Raw genomic sequence first — 17,807 nt, 5'->3', positions numbered from 1 at the left:
CAACGAAAGAACGTCCCGCCCTCCGGTCCGGAGGGCGGGACGTTTTTCGTTGTCGGGAGAACGTCGTCGCGCGGACTCAGCCGCGCGGCAGGCCGAGCACCTGCTGGGCGATGATGTTGCGCTGGATTTCCGACGTGCCACCGGCGATCGTGCCCGAGAAGCTGCGGGCATACCGCTCGAACCAGCTCGCGTAGTAGTGGTCCAGGTTCATGTGCGCGTACGGCCCGCTGAACGACGGATGGATCAACCCCTCGGCACCGGCCGCGACGAGCGCATTGTTCGATGCCCGCAACTCGGCCTCGGCGCCGAGCAGCTTGGGCACCGACACCGACGCGACGTCGACCTCACCGCGGGCGGCCTTGGCCAGCCCGACCGACCCGAGCAACCGCAGCGCCTGGTAGTCCATGATGGTGCTGGCCAGCTGATCGCGTTCCAGCGGCGTGGACGGAGTGAAATCGCCGATGGAGTTGGCGATCCGGTCGGCGAAGCCCAGCCACATCATGGTGCGCTCGTGGCCCAGGGAACCGTTGGCCACCTTCCAGCCGCCGTTGAGCGGCCCGACGAGATTCTCGGCGGGCACCCGGACATCGGCGAAGAAGACCTCGTTGAAATCCTTGTTGTCCTCGCCGCAGATGTCGGCGAACGGCCGGCACACCACCCCTTCGGTGTCGGTCGGGATGATGAGGACACTGATTCCCTTGTGCTTGGGCGCATCCGGATCGGTGCGGACGAAGGTCAGCAACCAATCGGCGTCGTGTGCGCCGGAGGTCCACACCTTCTGTCCGTTGACGACGAAGACCCCGCCTTCTGGGCCGTCCTCGAAAGTTGCCTTGGTGCGCAACGATGCCAGGTCCGATCCGGCGCTGGGCTCACTCATGCCCAACGACGCGGTCTTCTCGCCGCGCAGCACCGGGACAGCCCACTTCTGCTTCTGCTCGTCAGTGCCGAACGAGATCAGGGATGCGGCAACGATGTTGACGCCCTGGGGGTTGAAGCTGTGGTAGATCCGGCGACGGCACAGTTCTTCCAGATGCACGTAGGTCTGCAACACCGTGGCGTTGCGGCCGCCGAACTCGGGTGGCTGAGCGGGCAGTAGCCAACCGTTGTCGAACAGCAGTCGCTGCCAGTCGCGGGCCCACTGCGGCATGTGCGACACCGAGCGCGGACGCTCCAGAGTCTGTGCGGCAGAGGGCAGGTGCTCGTCGAGGAAGGCCGCGAACTCGGCGCGGAACTCTTCGACGTCGGGATCAAATTCGAGTTGCATCAAACTCCTCGGCGATGAGAGCGCGGTGTTGGGCGGCGCCACCGAGCAGAAGCTCGCCGGCCTTGGCCCGCTTCAACGCGAACTGAAGGTCGTTCTCCCAGGTGAAGCCCATGGCTCCGAACGTCTGCAGACCATGCTGGAACACCAGGGTCTGGCACTCCCCCGCGCTGGCCTTGGCCATGGCGGCGGCGATCCGGCGGCGCGGGTCGTCGGCGGCGATGGTGAGCGCGGCGAAGTAGGACAGCGCCCGTGCCCGCTCGATCGCCACGTACATATCGGTCGCCTTGTGCTGGATGGCCTGGAACGAGCCGATCGGCACCCCGAACTGATAGCGGCTCTTGGCGTGTTCGAGCGCGAGATCGAGCACCCGTTGGCAGGCGCCGACCATGGTGATCGCCATGCCCATCAAGGCGATGTGCCGCCCCCGTTCGACCAGCGTGCGCGCGGCCGACGGATCGAGGTCCAGCCGGTCGGATTCCTCGACCCGCACGGACTCGAAACTCACCTCCGACACGTGCAGCACCGGATCGAACACGTCGCGGCGCCGCGTCACGGCCAGGCCGGCGTCGACGACGAACACCCCGGCCGGGGTCACCACGGCGAGCCGCTCGGCGCGGTCACCGTCGAGCACGAACTTCGAGGTGCCGTCCAGGATCCAGCCGTCGACCGACCAGTTCGCGCTGACCCCGTCGTAGACCGCGGCGCCTGCGGTGTTCGGATCGAACCGGTCACCGGCCAACGGCGCGAACTGCGACAGCGTGGCCAGGAACGGCGTCGGGTCGGTGGCGCGGCCCAGTTCCTCGAGCACGATCGCGAGCTCGACCGCGTTGTCCGGATCGGTCAGCTCGGTCCAGCCGGCCTCCAGATAGGACCGCCACAGCGGCTCGGCACCGTCGTGTTTCCCCTCGGCGATGCTGCGTACCAGCGAGGCGGGGCACTGTTTGCCCACCGCATCACGCACCGTCTCCTGCCAAAGCCGCTGATCAGCGTCGAACTCCAGAAGCATCCGGCACCTCCCGCCTCTCCCTCGTTCCGTCGCCATGAGAATACCATTCTCGTCAGCGGCGTCACCATTCTCGAATTCTCACTATGTGGTTCCAGCGCACCGGCGCTACGCAACTGACCAGCAGACACTCTCACCAGCGCGGATGTAAGCGATCCGCTGGAGAACAATATTCTTGATATTGAAGAACAAGGATCTACACTGGGGTCCATGAGGGACCTGCCGGACGGTGCGGGCGGTGTGGTGCGCACACCCGTGATCGATGCCAGCGTGCACATCTTCGTCGAGTCGAACAAGGACCTGCGCAGGAACTTTCTGCAGGAACCGTTCCGCAGCCGGGGATTCCCGGACTACGAGATGGACTGGTACGGCGCGCCCGGCGGCGAATATGCCCCGCGCACAGAGGGTCCCGACGGTCAGTACCCCGGCTCCGACCCGGCGGTGGCAGCCCAGCACCTGTTCGGCGACCGCGGCGTCGACATCGCGATCCTGCATCCGATGACCCGCGGCATCATGCCCGACCGTCATCTGGGCTCCGCGCTGGCCGCCGCGCACAACGAGATGATGGTGACCCGCTGGCTGGAGCATGCCGAGTTCGGGGAGCGCTTCCGCGGCACCATCCGGGTCAACCCGGACGACATCACCGGCGCGCTGCGTGAGATCGACAAGTACCGAAACCATCCGCGGGTGGTTCAACTCGGCATCCCACTGCAGTCGCGCGAACTCTATGGCAAACCGCAGTTCTGGCCGCTGTGGGAGGCTGCCGTGGACGCGGGCCTGCCGGTGGCCGTGCACTTCGAGGTGGGCTCCGGGGTGATGCTGCCGCCCACCCCGAACGGGCTCACCCGCACCTACGAGCAGTACGTCGGCTTCACCGCGCTGAACTTCCTCTATCACCTGATGAACATGATCGCCGAGGGCGTGTTCGAGAAGTGGCCGGAGCTGAAGTTCGTCTGGGCCGACGGCGCCGCCGACCTGCTGACCCCGTTCATCTGGCGGATGGATTGCTTCGGCCGTCCGCATCTGGAGCAGACCCCGTGGGCGCCGAAGATGCCCAGTGACTATCTGCCCGGACACGTGTTCTTCGTCGAGGGCAGCCTCGACGGCCCCGGTGATGTCGAATTCGCCGGTGAATGGGCCGGTTTCACCGGTAAAGACGACATGGTGATGTACGGCTCCAGCTACCCGCACTGGCAGCTCAACGAACTGGCGGTGCCCGGCGCCTACAGCGCCGAGCAGCGCGACAAGCTCTGCTGGCGCAATGCGGCTGCGCTGTACGGGATCGAAGTCGGGGTAACCGCGAACGAGGAGGCACGCCTATGACCACCACCGCCAATCCCCGGGTGCCCGCCGCCGAGCGCATCGGGGTGCGCTGCGTCGACTCCGATGTCCATCCCGCGCCGCGCTCCGGCGACCTCGGCCAGTACATCCCGGAGCCGTGGCGCAGCAAGTACTTCGGCACCCACAAGGTCGGCGACCAGATCTACTACGATGCCCCCGACTATGCGCACTCCTACGCGATGCGCCTGGACGCCTTCCCCGCCGACGGCGAATTCGCCTGCAGCGATCCCGAACTCGCCTTCAAGCAGTTGATCATGGAGGCCGGCGCGGACGTCTGCATCCTGGAGCCCGCCGCGTACCCGGCCCGCATCCCGGAGGCCCAGCACGCGATGTCGGTGGCGCTCAACCACTGGCAGGCCAACCACTGGCTGGACAGCAAGAACAACTGGCACGAGCGGTGGCGCGGGTCGATCTGCCTGGCCATCGAAGAGCCGGAGAAAAGCGTCGAGGAAATCGAGAACTGGGCCGACCACCCGTTCATGTCGCAGATCCTGATCAAGGCCGAGCCACGCCCGTCCTGGGGCAACCCCAAGTACGACCCGATCTGGGCGGCGGCGACCAAGCACGACATCCCGGTCAGCTGCCATCTGTCCCGCAGCCACTACGACGAGCTGCCCATGCCCCCGGTCGGATTACCCAGCTACAACCACGATTTCATGGTCACCTACTCGCTGCTGGCGGCCAACCAGGTGATGAGCCTGATCTTCGACGGCACCTTCGACCGCCACCCGAGCTTGAAGATCGTCTTCGTCGAACACGCCTTCACCTGGATCCTGCCGCTGATGTGGCGGATGGACGCTCTCTACGAAGCCCGCAAGTCCTGGGTGGACATCAAGCGCAAGCCCAGCGAGTACGTCAAGGACCACATCAAGTTCACCACGCAGCCGCTGGACTACCCGGAGGACAAGACCGAGTTGACCCGGGCCTTCGAATGGATGGAATGCGAGAAGATCCTGCTGTTCAGCAGCGACTACCCGCACTGGACGTTCGACGATCCACGTTGGCTGGTCAAGCATCTGCCCGACCACGCCCGCGAGCCCATCATGTTCCGCAATGCCCAGGCCACCTACCGGAACGTGCCGGATACCGTCCCGGCACTCGAGGGCCAGGTCAGGGTCTTCTGACCGATGGAGCAAGAGAAGACGCCCCGACCTGCACCGGGGCTGGCACCGCGATTGGCACAGGGGCGTGAACACGTCGTCGCCACGGTCGACGAGATCCCGCACGGCTCACACAAATTGGTCCCCATCGGCCGCCACGGCGTCGGGGTGTACAACGTCAACGGCACGTTCTATGCGATTGCCAACTACTGCCCGCACGAGGGCGGCCCGTTGTGCGCCGGACGCGCACGCGGACTCAACATCGTCGACGAGAACGTGCCCGGAGACTCGGTCATGGTGCGCGACAAGGAGTTCATCTTCTGCCCGTGGCACCAATGGGGCTTCGAGCTGGCCACCGGCACCACGGCGGTCAAGCCCGAGTGGAGCATCCGCACCTACCCGGTCCGGGTGGTCGGCAACGATGTCCTGGTGCAGGCATGAGTGGGTTGGCCCTCGGGCCCGGTGAGCAATCCATCGAGATCAATGGCGGCGACGTCGTCTACGAGATCCTCGGCGATACCGGGGAACTGATCGCGCTGACCCCGGGTGGCCGCTTCAGTAAGGATATCCCGGGGTTGCGGCCGCTTGCCGAGGCGCTGGTGGCCGGCGGCTACCGGGTGCTGCTGTGGGACCGGCCCAACTGCGGCAAGTCCGCCGTGCAGTTCTACGGCGAGAGCGAATCGCACATGCGCGCCGAGACGCTGTACAAGCTGGTGACCGCGGTGCACGACGGCCCGGTCATCATCCTGGGCGGCTCGGGCGGGGCCCGCGACTCCATGCTCACCACCATGCTGTACCCGGAGATCGTCCAAAAACTGGTGGTGTGGAACATCGTCGGCGGTGTCTACGGATCGTTCGTGCTCGGTGGTCACTACGTGATCCCCAGCATCCTGGCCGTCCGCGGCCTGGGCACCGAGGGTCTGCTCAACGTGCCCGAATGGCGGGAGCGCATCGAGCAGAATCCGGACAACCGGCAGCGGTTGCTCGCCCTGGACGCCGACGCCTATCTGAAGGTCATGCTGCGCTGGCTGAACGCCTTCGTGCCCAAGCCGGGTCAGACCATTCCCGGGGTGCCCGACGAGATGTTCGACAACATCACCGTGCCCACGCTGATCATCCGGGGCGGTGCGAACGACTGGGACCATCCCAAGCGCACCTCGCTGGAGGTGAGCTGCCTGATCAAGGGCTCCACGCTGATCGACCCACCCTGGCCGGAGGACGCCTGGGAGCGGGCCGGCGAGAAGTTCGCCCGCAGTGGCGGAAAGACATTCTGCCTCTTCGACACCTGGGTGCAGGCCGCGCCGCCGATCCTGGACTTCCTGCGTTGATGGACTCAGGTCACCACGATGCGCACCTCGCTGTTGAGCGAGGCCTCCAGCGCGGTGTGGATCCGGCTCTCCGGCACCCGGCGCAGATCGGCGCGGCTCAACGTCACCTCCACCACGTCCCAGCCCTGGCCGCTGGGATACCGGTGCACCTCGCCCGTCAACCCGAAACCCGCCAGCACGCCGTGCGCGTCATCATCGGTGCCATGGCTGACAAAGGTCAGCACCCCCACCACGGGGTCGGTGCCGAAGGCCACCGCGCACATCGACAGCGCCCGCTCCTGCAGGACGGCGGCATCGGTGCCCTCCATCAGGATCTCGGCCTCCCGCGAATACTCCAGCCCGTTGTCGATGACCCGGGCATCGGCATCGACGGCCAGCCTGACCAATTCGGCCTTGCCGCTGCGCAATTGCTCGGCGGTCAGACCGCCCGCCGGGTCGACCCCGATCCGCACCACCGCCGTCCGCATGCAGGGAAGGGTAGCCGGATATGAGTACGGCGATGCACACCGAACTGACCGTGACCGTCTGGCCGGGTCTGACGGCGCGCCTGCTGCGCACCGACGAGGGGCGCGAAACGCTGGCGCAGTACCGTGATTCGGGCGGCTACCGCCCGCTGTCGGATGCCCAGGGCCTGCTCGGGGACATCGGCGCCGCCGGCGTTCTCGGCCGGGGCGGCGCGGCCTTCCCGATGGCCGTCAAACTCAGCACGGTGCGCCGGGCATCGGCACGCGGACAGGACACCGTGCTGGTGGCCAACGGCGAGGAGGGCGAACCCGCCTCGGTGAAAGACCGCTGGTTGCTGCGCAACCGTCCGCACCTGGTGCTGGACGGACTGCGGCTGGCGGCACAGATCGTCGGTGCCCGGCATGCCCACGTCTATGTCTCGGATCCGGCGTCGGCCGAGGCCGTACACGCCGCACTCGCCGAACTGGCCGGCGAACTCGACGGTGTGACGGTCGGCGTGCGCACCGTGGCACCGGCGTATGTGGCCGGCGAGGAATCGGCGGCCGTGCGCGCCATCAACGGTGGACCTGCCAAGCCGACCGACAAACCGCCGCGCGTCTTCGAGGAGGGTGTGGGCGGCCTGCCGACCGCGGTCTGCAATGTCGAGACACTGGCCAATCTCCCGTTCGTGCACCGGCACGGGGCGGCGGCCTACCGTGAGGTCGGCACCGACAGCTCCCCCGGCACATACCTGGCCACCGTCACCGGCGGCGGCCGCCCGCCCGGACTCTACGAACTGCCCCTCGGCGTGCCCGCGGCCGACCTGCTGATCTCCCACGGTATCGACATCGACCAGGTGCGCGGCGCGTTGATGGGTGGGTACTTCGCCGGCATGCTGGACCGGCGCATCCTGGACACCACCCTGGATCATGCGTCGCTGCAGGCGGCCGGCAGCGGACTCGGTTGCGGCGCAGTCTCGGTCATCACCGAGGAATGCCCCGTCGCGGTCGGCGCGGCGGTGCTGGCGTACTACGACCGGGAGAATGCCGATCAGTGCGGCTCGTGCTTCAACGGCACCGCGGCGATGGCGGCGGCGGCCCGGGCACTACGCGACGGCGTCGCCGACGCCGACGATGTGGCCCGGCTGCAGCGCTGGTCGACGGTGCTGCGCGGGCGCGGTGCCTGCGCGACGCTGGATGCCGCCTGCAACATCGCGGCGAGCATGCTGGCGATGTTCGGTGCCGACGTCACCCGCCTGCTGGCCGGTGAACGCGGAGGTGCCACCCCGTATGACGCACTGCGGCCCTTCGAAGTGGAGTCCCTGTGAGCGACCCGATGCGGATCAAACTCGACCGGACCCTGTGCGACGGGTTCGGCATCTGCGCCCGGCATGCCCCGGAGTACTTCTCGCTCGACGACTGGGGGTACGCCGTGCTGGTCGGTGACGGGATCATTCCCGAGCAGGACCGCGCGGACGTACAGCGGGCGCTGCTGGACTGTCCGGTACACGCCATCCTGGAGATCGCCGAGCGGCGCCCCGATGACCCGCCACAGCCCACGCTGGAGGAGCCCGATCTGGACAACCTGCGCACCGATGCCGATGCCGCACAGTGGGATATGACCCGATGAGCCGACTTCCGTTGCCGCAACTGACCTTCGACAACGAGTTCTTCTGGACCTCCGGCGCCGACGGCGTGTTGCGGATCCTGGGCTGCGACGACTGCAAGTCACTCATCCACCCGCCGCAGCCGGTGTGCCGGTACTGCGCCGGCCACAACCTGAGCCCGCACGAGGTGTCCGGTCGCGCCGTGCTGTCGGCCTTCACCGTCAACGAGCGATTCTCCATCCCTGGGCTGCCCGCCCCCTACGTCGTCGCGCAGGTGGCGATCGAGGAGGATCCGCGCGTCCGGCTCACCACCAACATCATCGGCTCCGAGCCCGCCGAGCTGGAACTCGGCCGCGTCGTGGAGGTGGTCTTCGAGCAGCATGACGACGTCTGGTTGCCGTTGTTCCGTCCGACCGCCGAGCCCGAGACCGCACCGCTGCCTGAGGACGAGATCGCCCCGCAGGACTTCGCCACCTTCGTCCGCCCCCGGCCGACCGAGGACAAGTTCGAGGACGCCGCGGCCATAACGGGCATCGGGGCGTCGAAACTCGGTCGCCGGCTGATGGTTTCGCCGTTGTCGCTGACCATCGAGGCGGCCGAGGCCGCCATCGCCGATGCCGGGCTGACGCTGGCCGATATTGACGGTCTGTCGACCTACCCGGCCGTGGATGCGATGGGGATGGGCGAGGGTGGCTGCACGGCCCTGGAGAACGCCCTGGGCCTGCGGCCCACCTGGATCAACGGCGGCATGGACACCTTCGGACCGGGTGGTTCGGTGATCGCCGCGGTGATGGCGGTGGCGACCGGGATGGCGCGGCACGTGCTGTGCTTCCGCACGCTGTGGGAGGCCACCTTCAACCAGCTGATGAAGGAGGGCAAGGTCTCCCCGCCCGGCGGCGCCCGGGTCAACAACTGGCAGGCGCCGTTCGGGGCCACCTCGGCCGCACACACGCTCGCCCTCAACGCCCAGCGGCACTTTCACCGGTACGGCACCACCAGGGAGACCCTCGGCTGGATCGCGCTGAACCAGCGGGCCAATGCGGCGCTCAACCCGACGGCCATCTATCGCGATCCCATGACGATGGACGACTACCTCAGCGCCCGGCCGATCACCACGCCGTTCGGGCTCTACGACTGCGACGTACCGTGCGACGGTGCGGTCGCGGTCGTCGTCTCCGCCGTCGACGCCGCCGCGGACGCCCCGAAGAAACCGGTCTACTTCGAGGCCGTCGGCACCCAGATCATCGAACGCACGGACTGGGACCAGACCACACTCACCCACGAGCCGCAGGTGCTCGGCCAGGCCGCCCATCTGTGGACCCGCACCTCGTTGCGGCCCGATGACGTCGATGTCGCCCAGCTCTATGACGGGTTCACCTTCAACTGCCTGTCCTGGCTGGAGGCGCTGGGGTTCTGCGGTATCGGCGAGGCGAAGGACTTTCTCGACGGCGGCAGCGCCATCGCGCGGGACGGGACCATCCCGCTCAACACCCACGGCGGTCAGCTGTCCCACGGCCGCACCCACGGAATGGGACTGGTGCACGAGGCGGTGTCCCAGTTGCGCGGGGAGGCCGGTGAACGGCAGGTCGCCGGTGCCCGCGTCGCCGTCGTCAGCAGCGGCGGTCTGACACCGTCGGGCGTATTACTGCTGCGCACCGATGGCTAGCCGCGCGAGTGCGGATCGCAGCGCGGCACGAGCGAGGATCGAAGCCAACGGCGGCCGAGCAATGACAACCAACCGCATCGTGCTGGTCGACGCGGTGCCGATGTCGGCCCGCGTCGCCGCCGTGCCGGATCCGCGCGCGGTCATCATCGCCATCCACGGCGGGGCGACCTCGTCGGTGTACTTCGACTGCCCGGACCATCCGGAGCTGTCCCTGCTGCGGGCCGCTGCCGCAGCGGGGTACACCGTCATCGCTCTGGACCGCCCTGGCTACGGCGCGTCGGCGCTCTATCAGGATCAGCTCGACGACCCGGCCCGCCGGGTCACGCTGGCCTTCGGCGCGGTGGACAAGATCCTGGCCGACGGTCCGCGCGGTGCCGGGTTGTTCCTCTTCGCACACTCGCTGGGAAGTGAACTGGCACTGCGGATGACAGCCGACCGCGATGACGTCATCGGGGTGGAGGTGGCGGGCACCGGGCTGCGCTACCGCCCCGAGGCCGCCGAGATATTGAGCACCACCACATTGACGCGGCGGCCGGCGGGTCTGCGCGAGTTGTTGTGGGAGCCTGCCGAGCTGTATCCGCCCGAGGTTCTGACCGGCGCGCTGTCGGCCCCGGGCGTCGCCTACGAGGCCGCGGTGACCGCGGACTGGGCCCGCCGCGACTTCGCGGACCTCGCCGCCCGCGTGCGGGTTCCGGTGCAGTACACCGTGGCCGGGAACGAGCGGGTGTGGGACACCTCGGCGGAGGCACTGGCGGCCATCACCGGGCTGTTCGCCGCGTCGCCGCAGGTAACGGTCAACCACATGCCCGACAGCGGGCACAATCTGAGCGTCGGCCTGTCGGCGCAGACCTATCACGGTCGGGTGTTGTCGTTCGTCGAGGATTGTCTCGGCGCGGAAGAAGCGGAGGCTGGTTGATGCGCGTTGGGTTCATCGGACTGGGCAGTCAGGGTGGGCCGATGGCCCGCCGCATCGTCGAGGGCGGCTACGAGCTGACCCTGTGGGCGCGCCGGCCCGCCTCGGTGGAACCGTATGCCGACACCGCGGCCAAGGTGGCCGGCACCCCCGCCGAACTCGGCGCGGCCAGCGACCTGGTCTGCCTGTGCGTGGTGGGCGACGACGATGTGCGCCAGGTGCTCTCCGGCGATGACGGCGTGCTTGCCGGGATGGCGTCCGGCGGCATCATCGCCATCCACAGCACCATCCACCCCGACACCTGCCGGGAGATCGCCGAATTGGCCGAGGCCAAGGGTGTTTCGGTGATCGACGCCCCCGTCAGCGGCGGGGGGCCGGCGGTGGAGGCGGGCACCCTACTGGTGATGATCGGCGGCGACGAGGCGGACGTGGCGAAGGTGCGACCGGTGTTCGCCACCTATGCCGATCCGATCGTGCACCTGGGCCCGCTGGGCAGCGGCCAGGTTGCCAAGATCCTGAACAATCTGTTGTTCACCGCGAACCTGGGCGCCGCGATGAGCACACTGGAACTCGGTGAGGCCCTGGGTGTGCCGCGGGAACGGCTCTGCGAGGTGATCACCCGTGGCTCGGCCACCAGCAAGGCGTTGGGCAGCATCGCCGCGTTCGGCGGATCGCTGGACAATCTGGCCCCGATCGCCGGGGCGTTGCTGCAGAAGGATTGTCGGCACGCCGCGACGCTGGCGGGCCACGCGTCGGCGCCCGAGGGCGCGGTGTTCGACGCCGCCGATGCCGCCCTGCAGCTGATGCAGCATCCACGGTCGTGACACGCGTCGGCTTCATCGGTACCGGCCGGATGGGCGCACCGATGGTGCGCCGGCTGGCCGCGGCGGGCCATCAGGTCCTGGCCCTGGGGCGCAGCGACGACAAGCGCCGCGCCATCGCCGATCTGGGCGCGACGCCGGTGTCCGAGCCGGCCGAGGTGGCCGCCGCCGCGGAGGTGGTGGTGATCTGCGTCTTCACCGACGAGCAGGTGCGCACGGTCGCGACACCGCCGCTGCTGGACGCCATCCCGGCGGGGGCGGCGCTCGTGGTCCACACGACCGGCAGCCCACAGACGGTGGAGACCATCGCGGCCGCGGCGCCGCATGTCGGCGTGCTCGACGCGCCGGTCAGCGGTGGACCGCACGATATCGCCGCCGGCCGGGTGACCGTGTTCGCCGGTGGCTCCGATACCGCCCTCGCCCGAGCACACGCGGTGCTGTCGGCCTACGCCGACCCGGTGGTGCACGTCGGATCGCTCGGCGCGGGCCAGAAGGTCAAACTGGTCAACAACACGCTTTTCGCCGCGCAGATCGGGCTGCTGGCCGAGGCGGCGCGGCTGGCGGACCGGCTCGGGGTGGACGAGGCCTCGCTACTACGGGCGTTACCGCACGGCAGCGGGGCCAGCCGGGTGCTGGACAACGTCGTGCGTGCCGGGTCGACGGCGGCGTTCATCGGCGCAGTCCGGGAGTTCATCGGCAAGGATGTCACCGTCGTGCGCAACGCGGTCGCCGAACTCGGAGCCGACCTGGGGGTGCTTGAACCGGTGGTCAATTTGGCGGTTTCGCATCCAGCCGGACAGGACTACAGTTAGCGTTACAGTTTCACAGCCTTCCGTAACGCTGAGGAGTGCCGAGGATGACCACTGCGGAACTCGTGTTCGACCCTTTCTCCGAGGAGTACTTCGAGAACCCGTTCGAGATCTACCGGCGGATGCGTGTCGAGGCGCCGCTGTACTACAACGCCGACCGCGACTTCTACGCCCTGACCCGGCACGAGGATGTCTCGGCGGCCCTGAAGGACCATGAGGCGTTCTCCTCGTCCCGCGGGTGCGATCTGGCCATGGTGCAGAGCGACACGCCGCCGCAGAAGTCGATCATCTTCATGGACCCGCCCGAACACCGGCACATGCGCAGCCTGCTGAACAAGGCCTTCACGCCGCGCGCGGTGCAGGCCCAGCGGGACACCATCGTCGAGCAGATCGATCGCTATCTCGGTCAGATCGCCACCGCGGAGTTCGACATCGTCGAGGATTTCTCCGGGCCCTTCCCGGTCGAGGTCATCACCCGGATGGCCGGCGTCGAACCCGACTACCGCCAGATGGTGCGGCACTGGATCGACACCAGCCTGTCCCGCGAGCCGGGACAGTTCAGCACGTCGGAGGCCGGCGTGCAGGCCAACCTCGACACCGCGATGTACTACTACTCGCTGGTGCAGAAGCGCCGGGAGAACCCGACCGACGACATGATCAGCAGGCTGATCGCCGCGGAGATCCCGCGCGAGGACGGTGAACTGCACAAGCTCGACGACATCGAGATCACCGGATTCGCCACCCTGCTGGGCGGGGCCGGCGCCGAGACCGTCACCAAGCTGATCGGCACCGCGATGGTGTTGTTCGCGCGCCATCCCGACCAATGGCAGAAGCTGCTCGACAACCGCGACCTGGTGCCGGCGGCCGTCGAGGAACTGCTGCGCTTCGAGGGCCCGGTGCAGTACAACGTGCGCTACACGCTCAAGGAGGCGCACGTGCCCAGCGGCACCATCCCGGCGGGCAAGCCGGTGTTCCTGATCAGCGCCGCGGCCAACCGCGACACCGACGCCTTCACCGACGCCGACAGGTTCGACATCGAACGCGACCGCACCGAGGCCCAGAACCTGGGGCTCGGCTACGGGATCCACAGCTGCCTGGGGGCTGCGCTGGCCCGCCTGGAGAGCGTCATCGCGCTGGAGAAGCTGCTCGACTTCATGCCCCGGTACGAGGTCAAATGGGATGGCCTGCAACGTGTTCACATGCAGAATGTGGCCGGCTACTCGCATGTGCCGGTGCGGAGGCTGCCATGACTGACGCCGGGACAGCGACTCGAGATGTCACATTTGGGAGCCTTGCCCGCGAGGTCGCCAGATGAGCCGTATCGAAGTGGATTTCGGCCTGTGTGAGAGCAACGGCGTCTGCATGGGCATCATCCCGGAGGTCTTCGACCTCGACGACGAGGACTATCTGCATGTGCTCACCGATGAGGTGACCCCGGACAACGAGCAGCAGGTGCGCGAGTCCGTCCGGCAGTGCCCCCGGCAGGCGATCGCGATCGTCGAGTAGGCGGATGCGATTCCTGTTCGTCCACGGCGGTTTTCACGCGGCCTGGTGCTGGGACCGGACCATCGAGGCGCTCAGCGCGCTCGATCACGACGCCATCGCGATCGATCTACCGGGGCACGGCTCGCTCGTCGATCAGGAGTCGACCTTGGCCAACCGGCGGGACGCCATTCTGGCCGCCCTGCGGCCCGGTGACGTGCTGGTCGGCCATTCCGGTGGCGGATTCGACATCACGCTGGCCGCCGATGCCGCACCGGATTCCGTACGCCACCTCATCTATCTGGCGGCGGCGCTGCCCCGGGAGGGCCGCACCTATCCGGAAGCGATGGCCATGCGCGATGACGAGGCGCCCGACGACGGCTTCGACGCCGATGTCGGAGAGATGCTGAGCTACCTGCAGTTCGGCGAGGACGGCTCGATGACCTTCGCCGACTTCGACGGCGCGCGCCGGTACTTCTACCACGATTGCGATGAGCCGACCGCCCGCTGGGCATTCGACCGGCTCGGGCCGGAACGGTTCGGTGACACCACCGTCACACCGGTATCGGTACCGACCTTCTGGCAGGCCGACTTGCCGCGCAGTTTCATTGTCTGCGAACAGGATCGATCGATGCCGCGGTGGCTGGCCGATACGGTGGCCCGACGCCTGGGTGTGGGACAGCTCTCGATCGACAGTTCGCATTCACCGTTTCTGAGCAGACCGCGGGAGTTGGCCGAGTTACTCGTCCACGCGACGACCACCACGCCCGTCGGTCCGCTCATCCCGTAAGCTGGATATCACAAGTAGTTGACATAGAGGAGTGCGTCCCGTGGAACATCTGCACCTGGTCTCACCGCACTCCGAAGAGCATCTGGCCGATGTGCCCATCTCGACGCCCGAGCAGATCGACGCTGCGGTGTCCGCGGCCCGCACCGCCGTCGACACCGGCGCGTGGTCGCGAACCTCGCCGGCCGAACGCATCGACGTGCTGCGCCGGTTCGCCGATCTGTACAAGGCCCGCGGGCCCGAACTGGCCGAACTGATCACCGCCGAGATCGGCGCACCCATCACCTTCGCCAAGCGCGCCCAGATCGGCCTGCCGACGATGATGATCGGCGCGTTCTGCGACACGGCGGCAGCCTATGAGTGGCAGGAGGTCCGGCCCGGATTCTTCGGTGCCGACATCCACGTTCACAAGGAACCGGTCGGGGTGGTGGCCGCGATCGTGCCGTGGAACATGCCGCAGTTCCTCACCATCGCCAAGGTGATCCCGGCACTGTTGGCCGGCTGTGCGGTCATCATCAAACCGGCACCCGAGACATCCCTGGATGCCGTGCAATTGGGCTCGCTGTTCCGCGAGGCGGGGCTGCCCGACGGTGTGGTGTCGGTGCTGCCCGGCGACGCGGGTGTGGGTGAGCGGCTGGTCGGCCATCCCGGGGTGGACAAGGTGTCCTTCACCGGGTCCACGGCGGTGGGCAAGGCGGTCGCCGCGGCGTGTGCGGCCAATCTGACCAAGGTCAGCCTGGAACTCGGCGGCAAGTCGGCGGCGATCATCCTCGACGATGCCGACCCGGCCACGGTGGCCGCCGGAGTGCGATCGGCCAGCCTGTCCAACAGCGGCCAGATCTGTAATGCGCTGACCCGCATCCTTGTTCCGGCGGCCCGGCAGGCACAGTTCGTCGACGCGCTGGCGGCCGAGCTCGACGGGATCAAGGTCGGCGATCCCACGCAGAAGGACACCCAGATGGGGCCGCTGGTGAACCGGCGGCAGCAACAGCGGGTGCTGGACTACATCCGTATCGGTCAGGACGAGGGCGCCCGGGTGGTGGTCGGCGGTGACTCGCTGCCCGAGGGAATCGACCGCGGCTGGTACGTGCGGCCGACGCTGTTCACCGAGGCGCAGAACTCCATGCGGATTGCCAGGGAGGAGATCTTCGGCCCGGTGCTGACGGTCATCGGGTACACCGGTGACGACGAGGCGGTGCGGCTGTCCAACGACTCGGGTTACGGGCTGGCCGGTTCGGTGTGGACGGCGGATGTCGAACGGGGGCTGGGCATTGCGGCGCGGATCAAGACCGGTACCTTCGGGGTCAACCAGGGCTACACGATGGATCCCTTTGCGCCGTTCGGCGGGGTGAAGGACAGCGGGTACGGCCGCGAACTCGGTCGCGAGGGCCTGGAAGGCTATCTGGAAACCAAATCGATCGCCGTTGCGGCAGGAGCGTGAATCAGTTGTCCCTCACGGATTCAGAGACATTGAACTTCGACGGTCGGGTCGTGGTGGTGACCGGTGCGGGCGGTGGCCTGGGTCGGTGCCATGCGCTGGAGTTCGGCAGACGCGGAGCCCATGTCGTGGTCAACGATGTGGGCGCGTCCGTCGACGGGACCGGTGCGTCGACCTCCGCTGCGCAGGCGGTGGTCGATGAGATCACCGCCGCGGGCGGGTCGGCGGTGGCCAACACCGATTCGGTCGCCACCGAGGAGGGCGGCAAGGCCATCATCGGGTCGGCGACCGAGGCATTCGGCCGGGTGGACGTGCTGATCAACAATGCCGGGATCCTGCGGGATGCGGCGTTCAAGAACATGACTGCCGAACAGGTGGACGCAGTGCTCGATGTCCATCTGCGCGGAGCGTTCAACGTGACACGGGCGGCGTGGCCGGTGTTCCGCGAACAGGACTACGGCCGGATCGTGATGACGACATCGGGGTCGGGGTTGTTCGGGACGTTCGGGCAGTCCAACTACGGAGCGGCCAAGACCGGGCTGGTCGGGTTGATGAACGTGCTGGCGATCGAGGGCCGACGCAACAACATCCGGGTCAACGCCATCTCCCCGATCGCCAAGACCCGGATGACCGAGAACACCATGACCGAGCTGGTGAAGGATCTCGCCCCCGAGGATGTCACCCCGGTGGTGGTGTACCTGGCGCACGAAAGTTGTGAGCGCACGGCCAACATCTACCGGGTCGGCGGCAAGCACGTGTCGCGGGTGTTCATCGCCGAGACCGCCGGCGTCGACCTGCAGGCCCGGACGGCCGAGGCGTTCGCCGCGAACATCGACGCGATCGACGATGCCACGTCCTTCACGATCCGGGGTGGGCCGGCGCGGGCGTAGCCGAGCCGGCCGCGGCGTCCACGTCGATCAGGTCGGCTGAACGACGATGTCTCCGCAGTCCTACTGGATCGGCTCGTCCCCGAGCACCGTGGTGCGCAACATCTCTCGCCGCGAGTTCGGCTCATAGGGTGCCGCTCGGTGCAGCACACCCTGGTTGTCCCAGATGACGGTGTCCCCCACCGACCACGTGTGGCTGTACACCTTGTCCGGCGTCGTCGAATGCTCCAGCAGTTCGGCGAGAAGGGTCCGGCCCTCGTCGAGGTCCATACCGACGATATGGTCTGCCGACGTGCCGAGCACCAGGGACTTGCGGCCGCTGCGGTGCGTCCAGATCAACGGGTTCTCCTGCGTGGGGCGCGATTTCCAGCGCGCCAGTTGCTCGGGGGTGGGGTCGGGGTACACCCGGCGTTGCGACGCCTCCAGGGAGTGCACCACCCGCAGCCCGGCGTAGCGCTCCTTCTCCCCCTCGGTCAACGTCTCGTAGGCGGCATAGGAGTTGGCGAATTCCGTCTCACCGCCGCGGGCGGCGACCTGCAGTGCCGAGAGCACCGTGGCCTTCTGCGGGCATTCGTCGGGAGCCGACGGCGTACATCCGTCGATATGCCAGTCGAAGGTCGCCTTCAGATATTCGGCAACCTTGTTCTTCGACTTGTCCAGCGTGATCGGGTAGATCCCCGACACCGGATGGTGCCCGTCGGCGGACCGGTCGATCTCCCCCAGCCGCTCGCAGAACGCCACCTGGGCCTCGGGATTCAGATGCAGGTCGTGAAAGACCAGCACCCCGTTGTCCTCCAGGGCCTCCAGGATCGCCGTCGCCAGACCGTCATCGGCACCCAGTCGGTCCGGGTCGACACCGGTGACCTCGGCACCCACCGAGGAGGTGAGCTTGTTGATGGTGAGCACGCTCATGGCGCG

General features: G+C 67.7%; 19 protein-coding genes. 15 read left to right on the top strand and 4 right to left on the bottom strand.

Going from position 1 to position 17,807, the window contains the following annotated elements; translation table 11 throughout:
• Window positions 1-76: 76 nt before the first annotated feature.
• A complete protein-coding gene (locus BST17_RS10745) occupies window positions 77-1,264 on the bottom strand; it encodes an acyl-CoA dehydrogenase family protein (RefSeq protein WP_083057779.1) in 1,188 nt (395 codons plus the stop codon).
• The gene (locus BST17_RS10740; RefSeq protein ID WP_083057777.1) at window positions 1,248-2,270 is read right to left on the bottom strand and encodes an acyl-CoA dehydrogenase family protein; all 1,023 of its coding nucleotides are present in this window, start codon (window positions 2,268-2,270) and stop codon (window positions 1,248-1,250) included. The genes BST17_RS10745 and BST17_RS10740 overlap by 17 nt, the downstream gene beginning before the upstream one ends.
• 207 nt (window positions 2,271-2,477) lie before the next feature.
• On the opposite strand from BST17_RS10740, the gene BST17_RS10735 reads away from it, so the two are divergent.
• The 4 genes from BST17_RS10735 to BST17_RS10720 are packed head-to-tail and all read left to right on the top strand — an operon-like array spanning window position 2,478 to window position 6,036.
• Window positions 2,478-3,590: an amidohydrolase family protein gene (locus BST17_RS10735; protein ID WP_083057775.1), complete on the top strand. Its 1,113-nt coding sequence runs from the start codon at window positions 2,478-2,480 to the stop codon at window positions 3,588-3,590.
• Window positions 3,587-4,732, top strand: coding sequence for an amidohydrolase family protein (locus BST17_RS10730; protein WP_083057774.1), 1,146 nt, complete (start codon window positions 3,587-3,589; stop codon window positions 4,730-4,732). Before BST17_RS10735 ends, BST17_RS10730 begins: the two co-directional genes overlap by 4 nt.
• A gap of 3 nt (window positions 4,733-4,735) precedes the next feature.
• Window positions 4,736-5,149: a Rieske (2Fe-2S) protein gene (locus BST17_RS10725; RefSeq protein ID WP_083057772.1), complete on the top strand. Its 414-nt coding sequence runs from the start codon at window positions 4,736-4,738 to the stop codon at window positions 5,147-5,149.
• Window positions 5,146-6,036 (top strand): alpha/beta fold hydrolase, encoded by an 891-nt coding sequence (locus BST17_RS10720; RefSeq protein WP_083057771.1) that lies wholly within the window; start codon window positions 5,146-5,148, stop codon window positions 6,034-6,036. Before BST17_RS10725 ends, BST17_RS10720 begins: the two co-directional genes overlap by 4 nt.
• A gap of 5 nt (window positions 6,037-6,041) precedes the next feature.
• Here BST17_RS10720 and BST17_RS10715 read toward each other — a convergent pair whose 3' ends face one another.
• Window positions 6,042-6,503, bottom strand: coding sequence for a hypothetical protein (locus tag BST17_RS10715; protein ID WP_083057769.1), 462 nt, complete (start codon window positions 6,501-6,503; stop codon window positions 6,042-6,044).
• A 20-nt stretch (window positions 6,504-6,523) separates the two neighbouring features.
• Between BST17_RS10715 and BST17_RS10710 the strand changes: the two genes are divergently transcribed.
• From BST17_RS10710 to BST17_RS10660, 11 genes are all read left to right on the top strand, one after another.
• Window positions 6,524-7,807, top strand: a complete 1,284-nt coding sequence (locus tag BST17_RS10710; protein ID WP_083057768.1) for an NADH-ubiquinone oxidoreductase-F iron-sulfur binding region domain-containing protein — start codon at window positions 6,524-6,526, stop codon at window positions 7,805-7,807.
• 8 nt (window positions 7,808-7,815) lie between these two features.
• Window positions 7,816-8,109, top strand: coding sequence for a ferredoxin (locus BST17_RS10705; protein WP_165762264.1), 294 nt, complete (start codon window positions 7,816-7,818; stop codon window positions 8,107-8,109).
• Entirely contained in the window at window positions 8,106-9,752 is a 1,647-nt protein-coding gene (locus BST17_RS10700) for a thiolase C-terminal domain-containing protein (RefSeq protein WP_083057765.1), read from the top strand. The genes BST17_RS10705 and BST17_RS10700 overlap by 4 nt, the downstream gene beginning before the upstream one ends.
• Before the next feature lie 61 nt (window positions 9,753-9,813).
• Window positions 9,814-10,668, top strand: a complete 855-nt coding sequence (locus tag BST17_RS10695) for an alpha/beta hydrolase (RefSeq protein ID WP_207573612.1) — start codon at window positions 9,814-9,816, stop codon at window positions 10,666-10,668.
• Window positions 10,668-11,489 carry an NAD(P)-dependent oxidoreductase gene (locus BST17_RS10690; RefSeq protein WP_083057761.1) on the top strand — a complete coding sequence of 274 codons (822 nt, stop codon included), beginning with the start codon at window positions 10,668-10,670 and terminating at the stop codon, window positions 11,487-11,489. Before BST17_RS10695 ends, BST17_RS10690 begins: the two co-directional genes overlap by 1 nt.
• Complete coding sequence (locus tag BST17_RS10685) at window positions 11,486-12,298, top strand: NAD(P)-dependent oxidoreductase (RefSeq protein WP_083057760.1); 813 nt, start codon at window positions 11,486-11,488, stop codon at window positions 12,296-12,298. The genes BST17_RS10690 and BST17_RS10685 overlap by 4 nt, the downstream gene beginning before the upstream one ends.
• A 44-nt stretch (window positions 12,299-12,342) precedes the next feature.
• Complete coding sequence (locus tag BST17_RS10680) at window positions 12,343-13,545, top strand: cytochrome P450 (RefSeq protein WP_083057758.1); 1,203 nt, start codon at window positions 12,343-12,345, stop codon at window positions 13,543-13,545.
• A 61-nt stretch (window positions 13,546-13,606) separates the two neighbouring features.
• Window positions 13,607-13,801, top strand: a complete 195-nt coding sequence (locus BST17_RS10675) for a ferredoxin (RefSeq protein ID WP_083057756.1) — start codon at window positions 13,607-13,609, stop codon at window positions 13,799-13,801.
• Between the two features lie 4 nt (window positions 13,802-13,805).
• The gene (locus BST17_RS10670; protein WP_083057755.1) at window positions 13,806-14,567 is read left to right on the top strand and encodes an alpha/beta fold hydrolase; all 762 of its coding nucleotides are present in this window, start codon (window positions 13,806-13,808) and stop codon (window positions 14,565-14,567) included.
• Window positions 14,568-14,607: 40 nt separating this feature from the next.
• Entirely contained in the window at window positions 14,608-16,005 is a 1,398-nt protein-coding gene (locus BST17_RS10665) for an aldehyde dehydrogenase (RefSeq protein ID WP_234807624.1), read from the top strand.
• Window positions 16,006-16,034: 29 nt separating this feature from the next.
• The gene (locus BST17_RS10660) at window positions 16,035-16,892 is read left to right on the top strand and encodes an SDR family NAD(P)-dependent oxidoreductase (RefSeq protein WP_083057941.1); all 858 of its coding nucleotides are present in this window, start codon (window positions 16,035-16,037) and stop codon (window positions 16,890-16,892) included.
• Window positions 16,893-16,952: 60 nt separating this feature from the next.
• Here BST17_RS10660 and BST17_RS10655 read toward each other — a convergent pair whose 3' ends face one another.
• Window positions 16,953-17,801, bottom strand: coding sequence for a TauD/TfdA dioxygenase family protein (locus BST17_RS10655; protein ID WP_083057751.1), 849 nt, complete (start codon window positions 17,799-17,801; stop codon window positions 16,953-16,955).
• Between the last annotated feature and the right edge of the window lie 6 nt (window positions 17,802-17,807).

The organism is Mycolicibacterium bacteremicum (assembly GCF_002086115.1).
Classification (GTDB): domain Bacteria; phylum Actinomycetota; class Actinomycetes; order Mycobacteriales; family Mycobacteriaceae; genus Mycobacterium; species Mycobacterium bacteremicum.
This window is presented reverse-complemented; position numbering and strand designations above follow the sequence as displayed.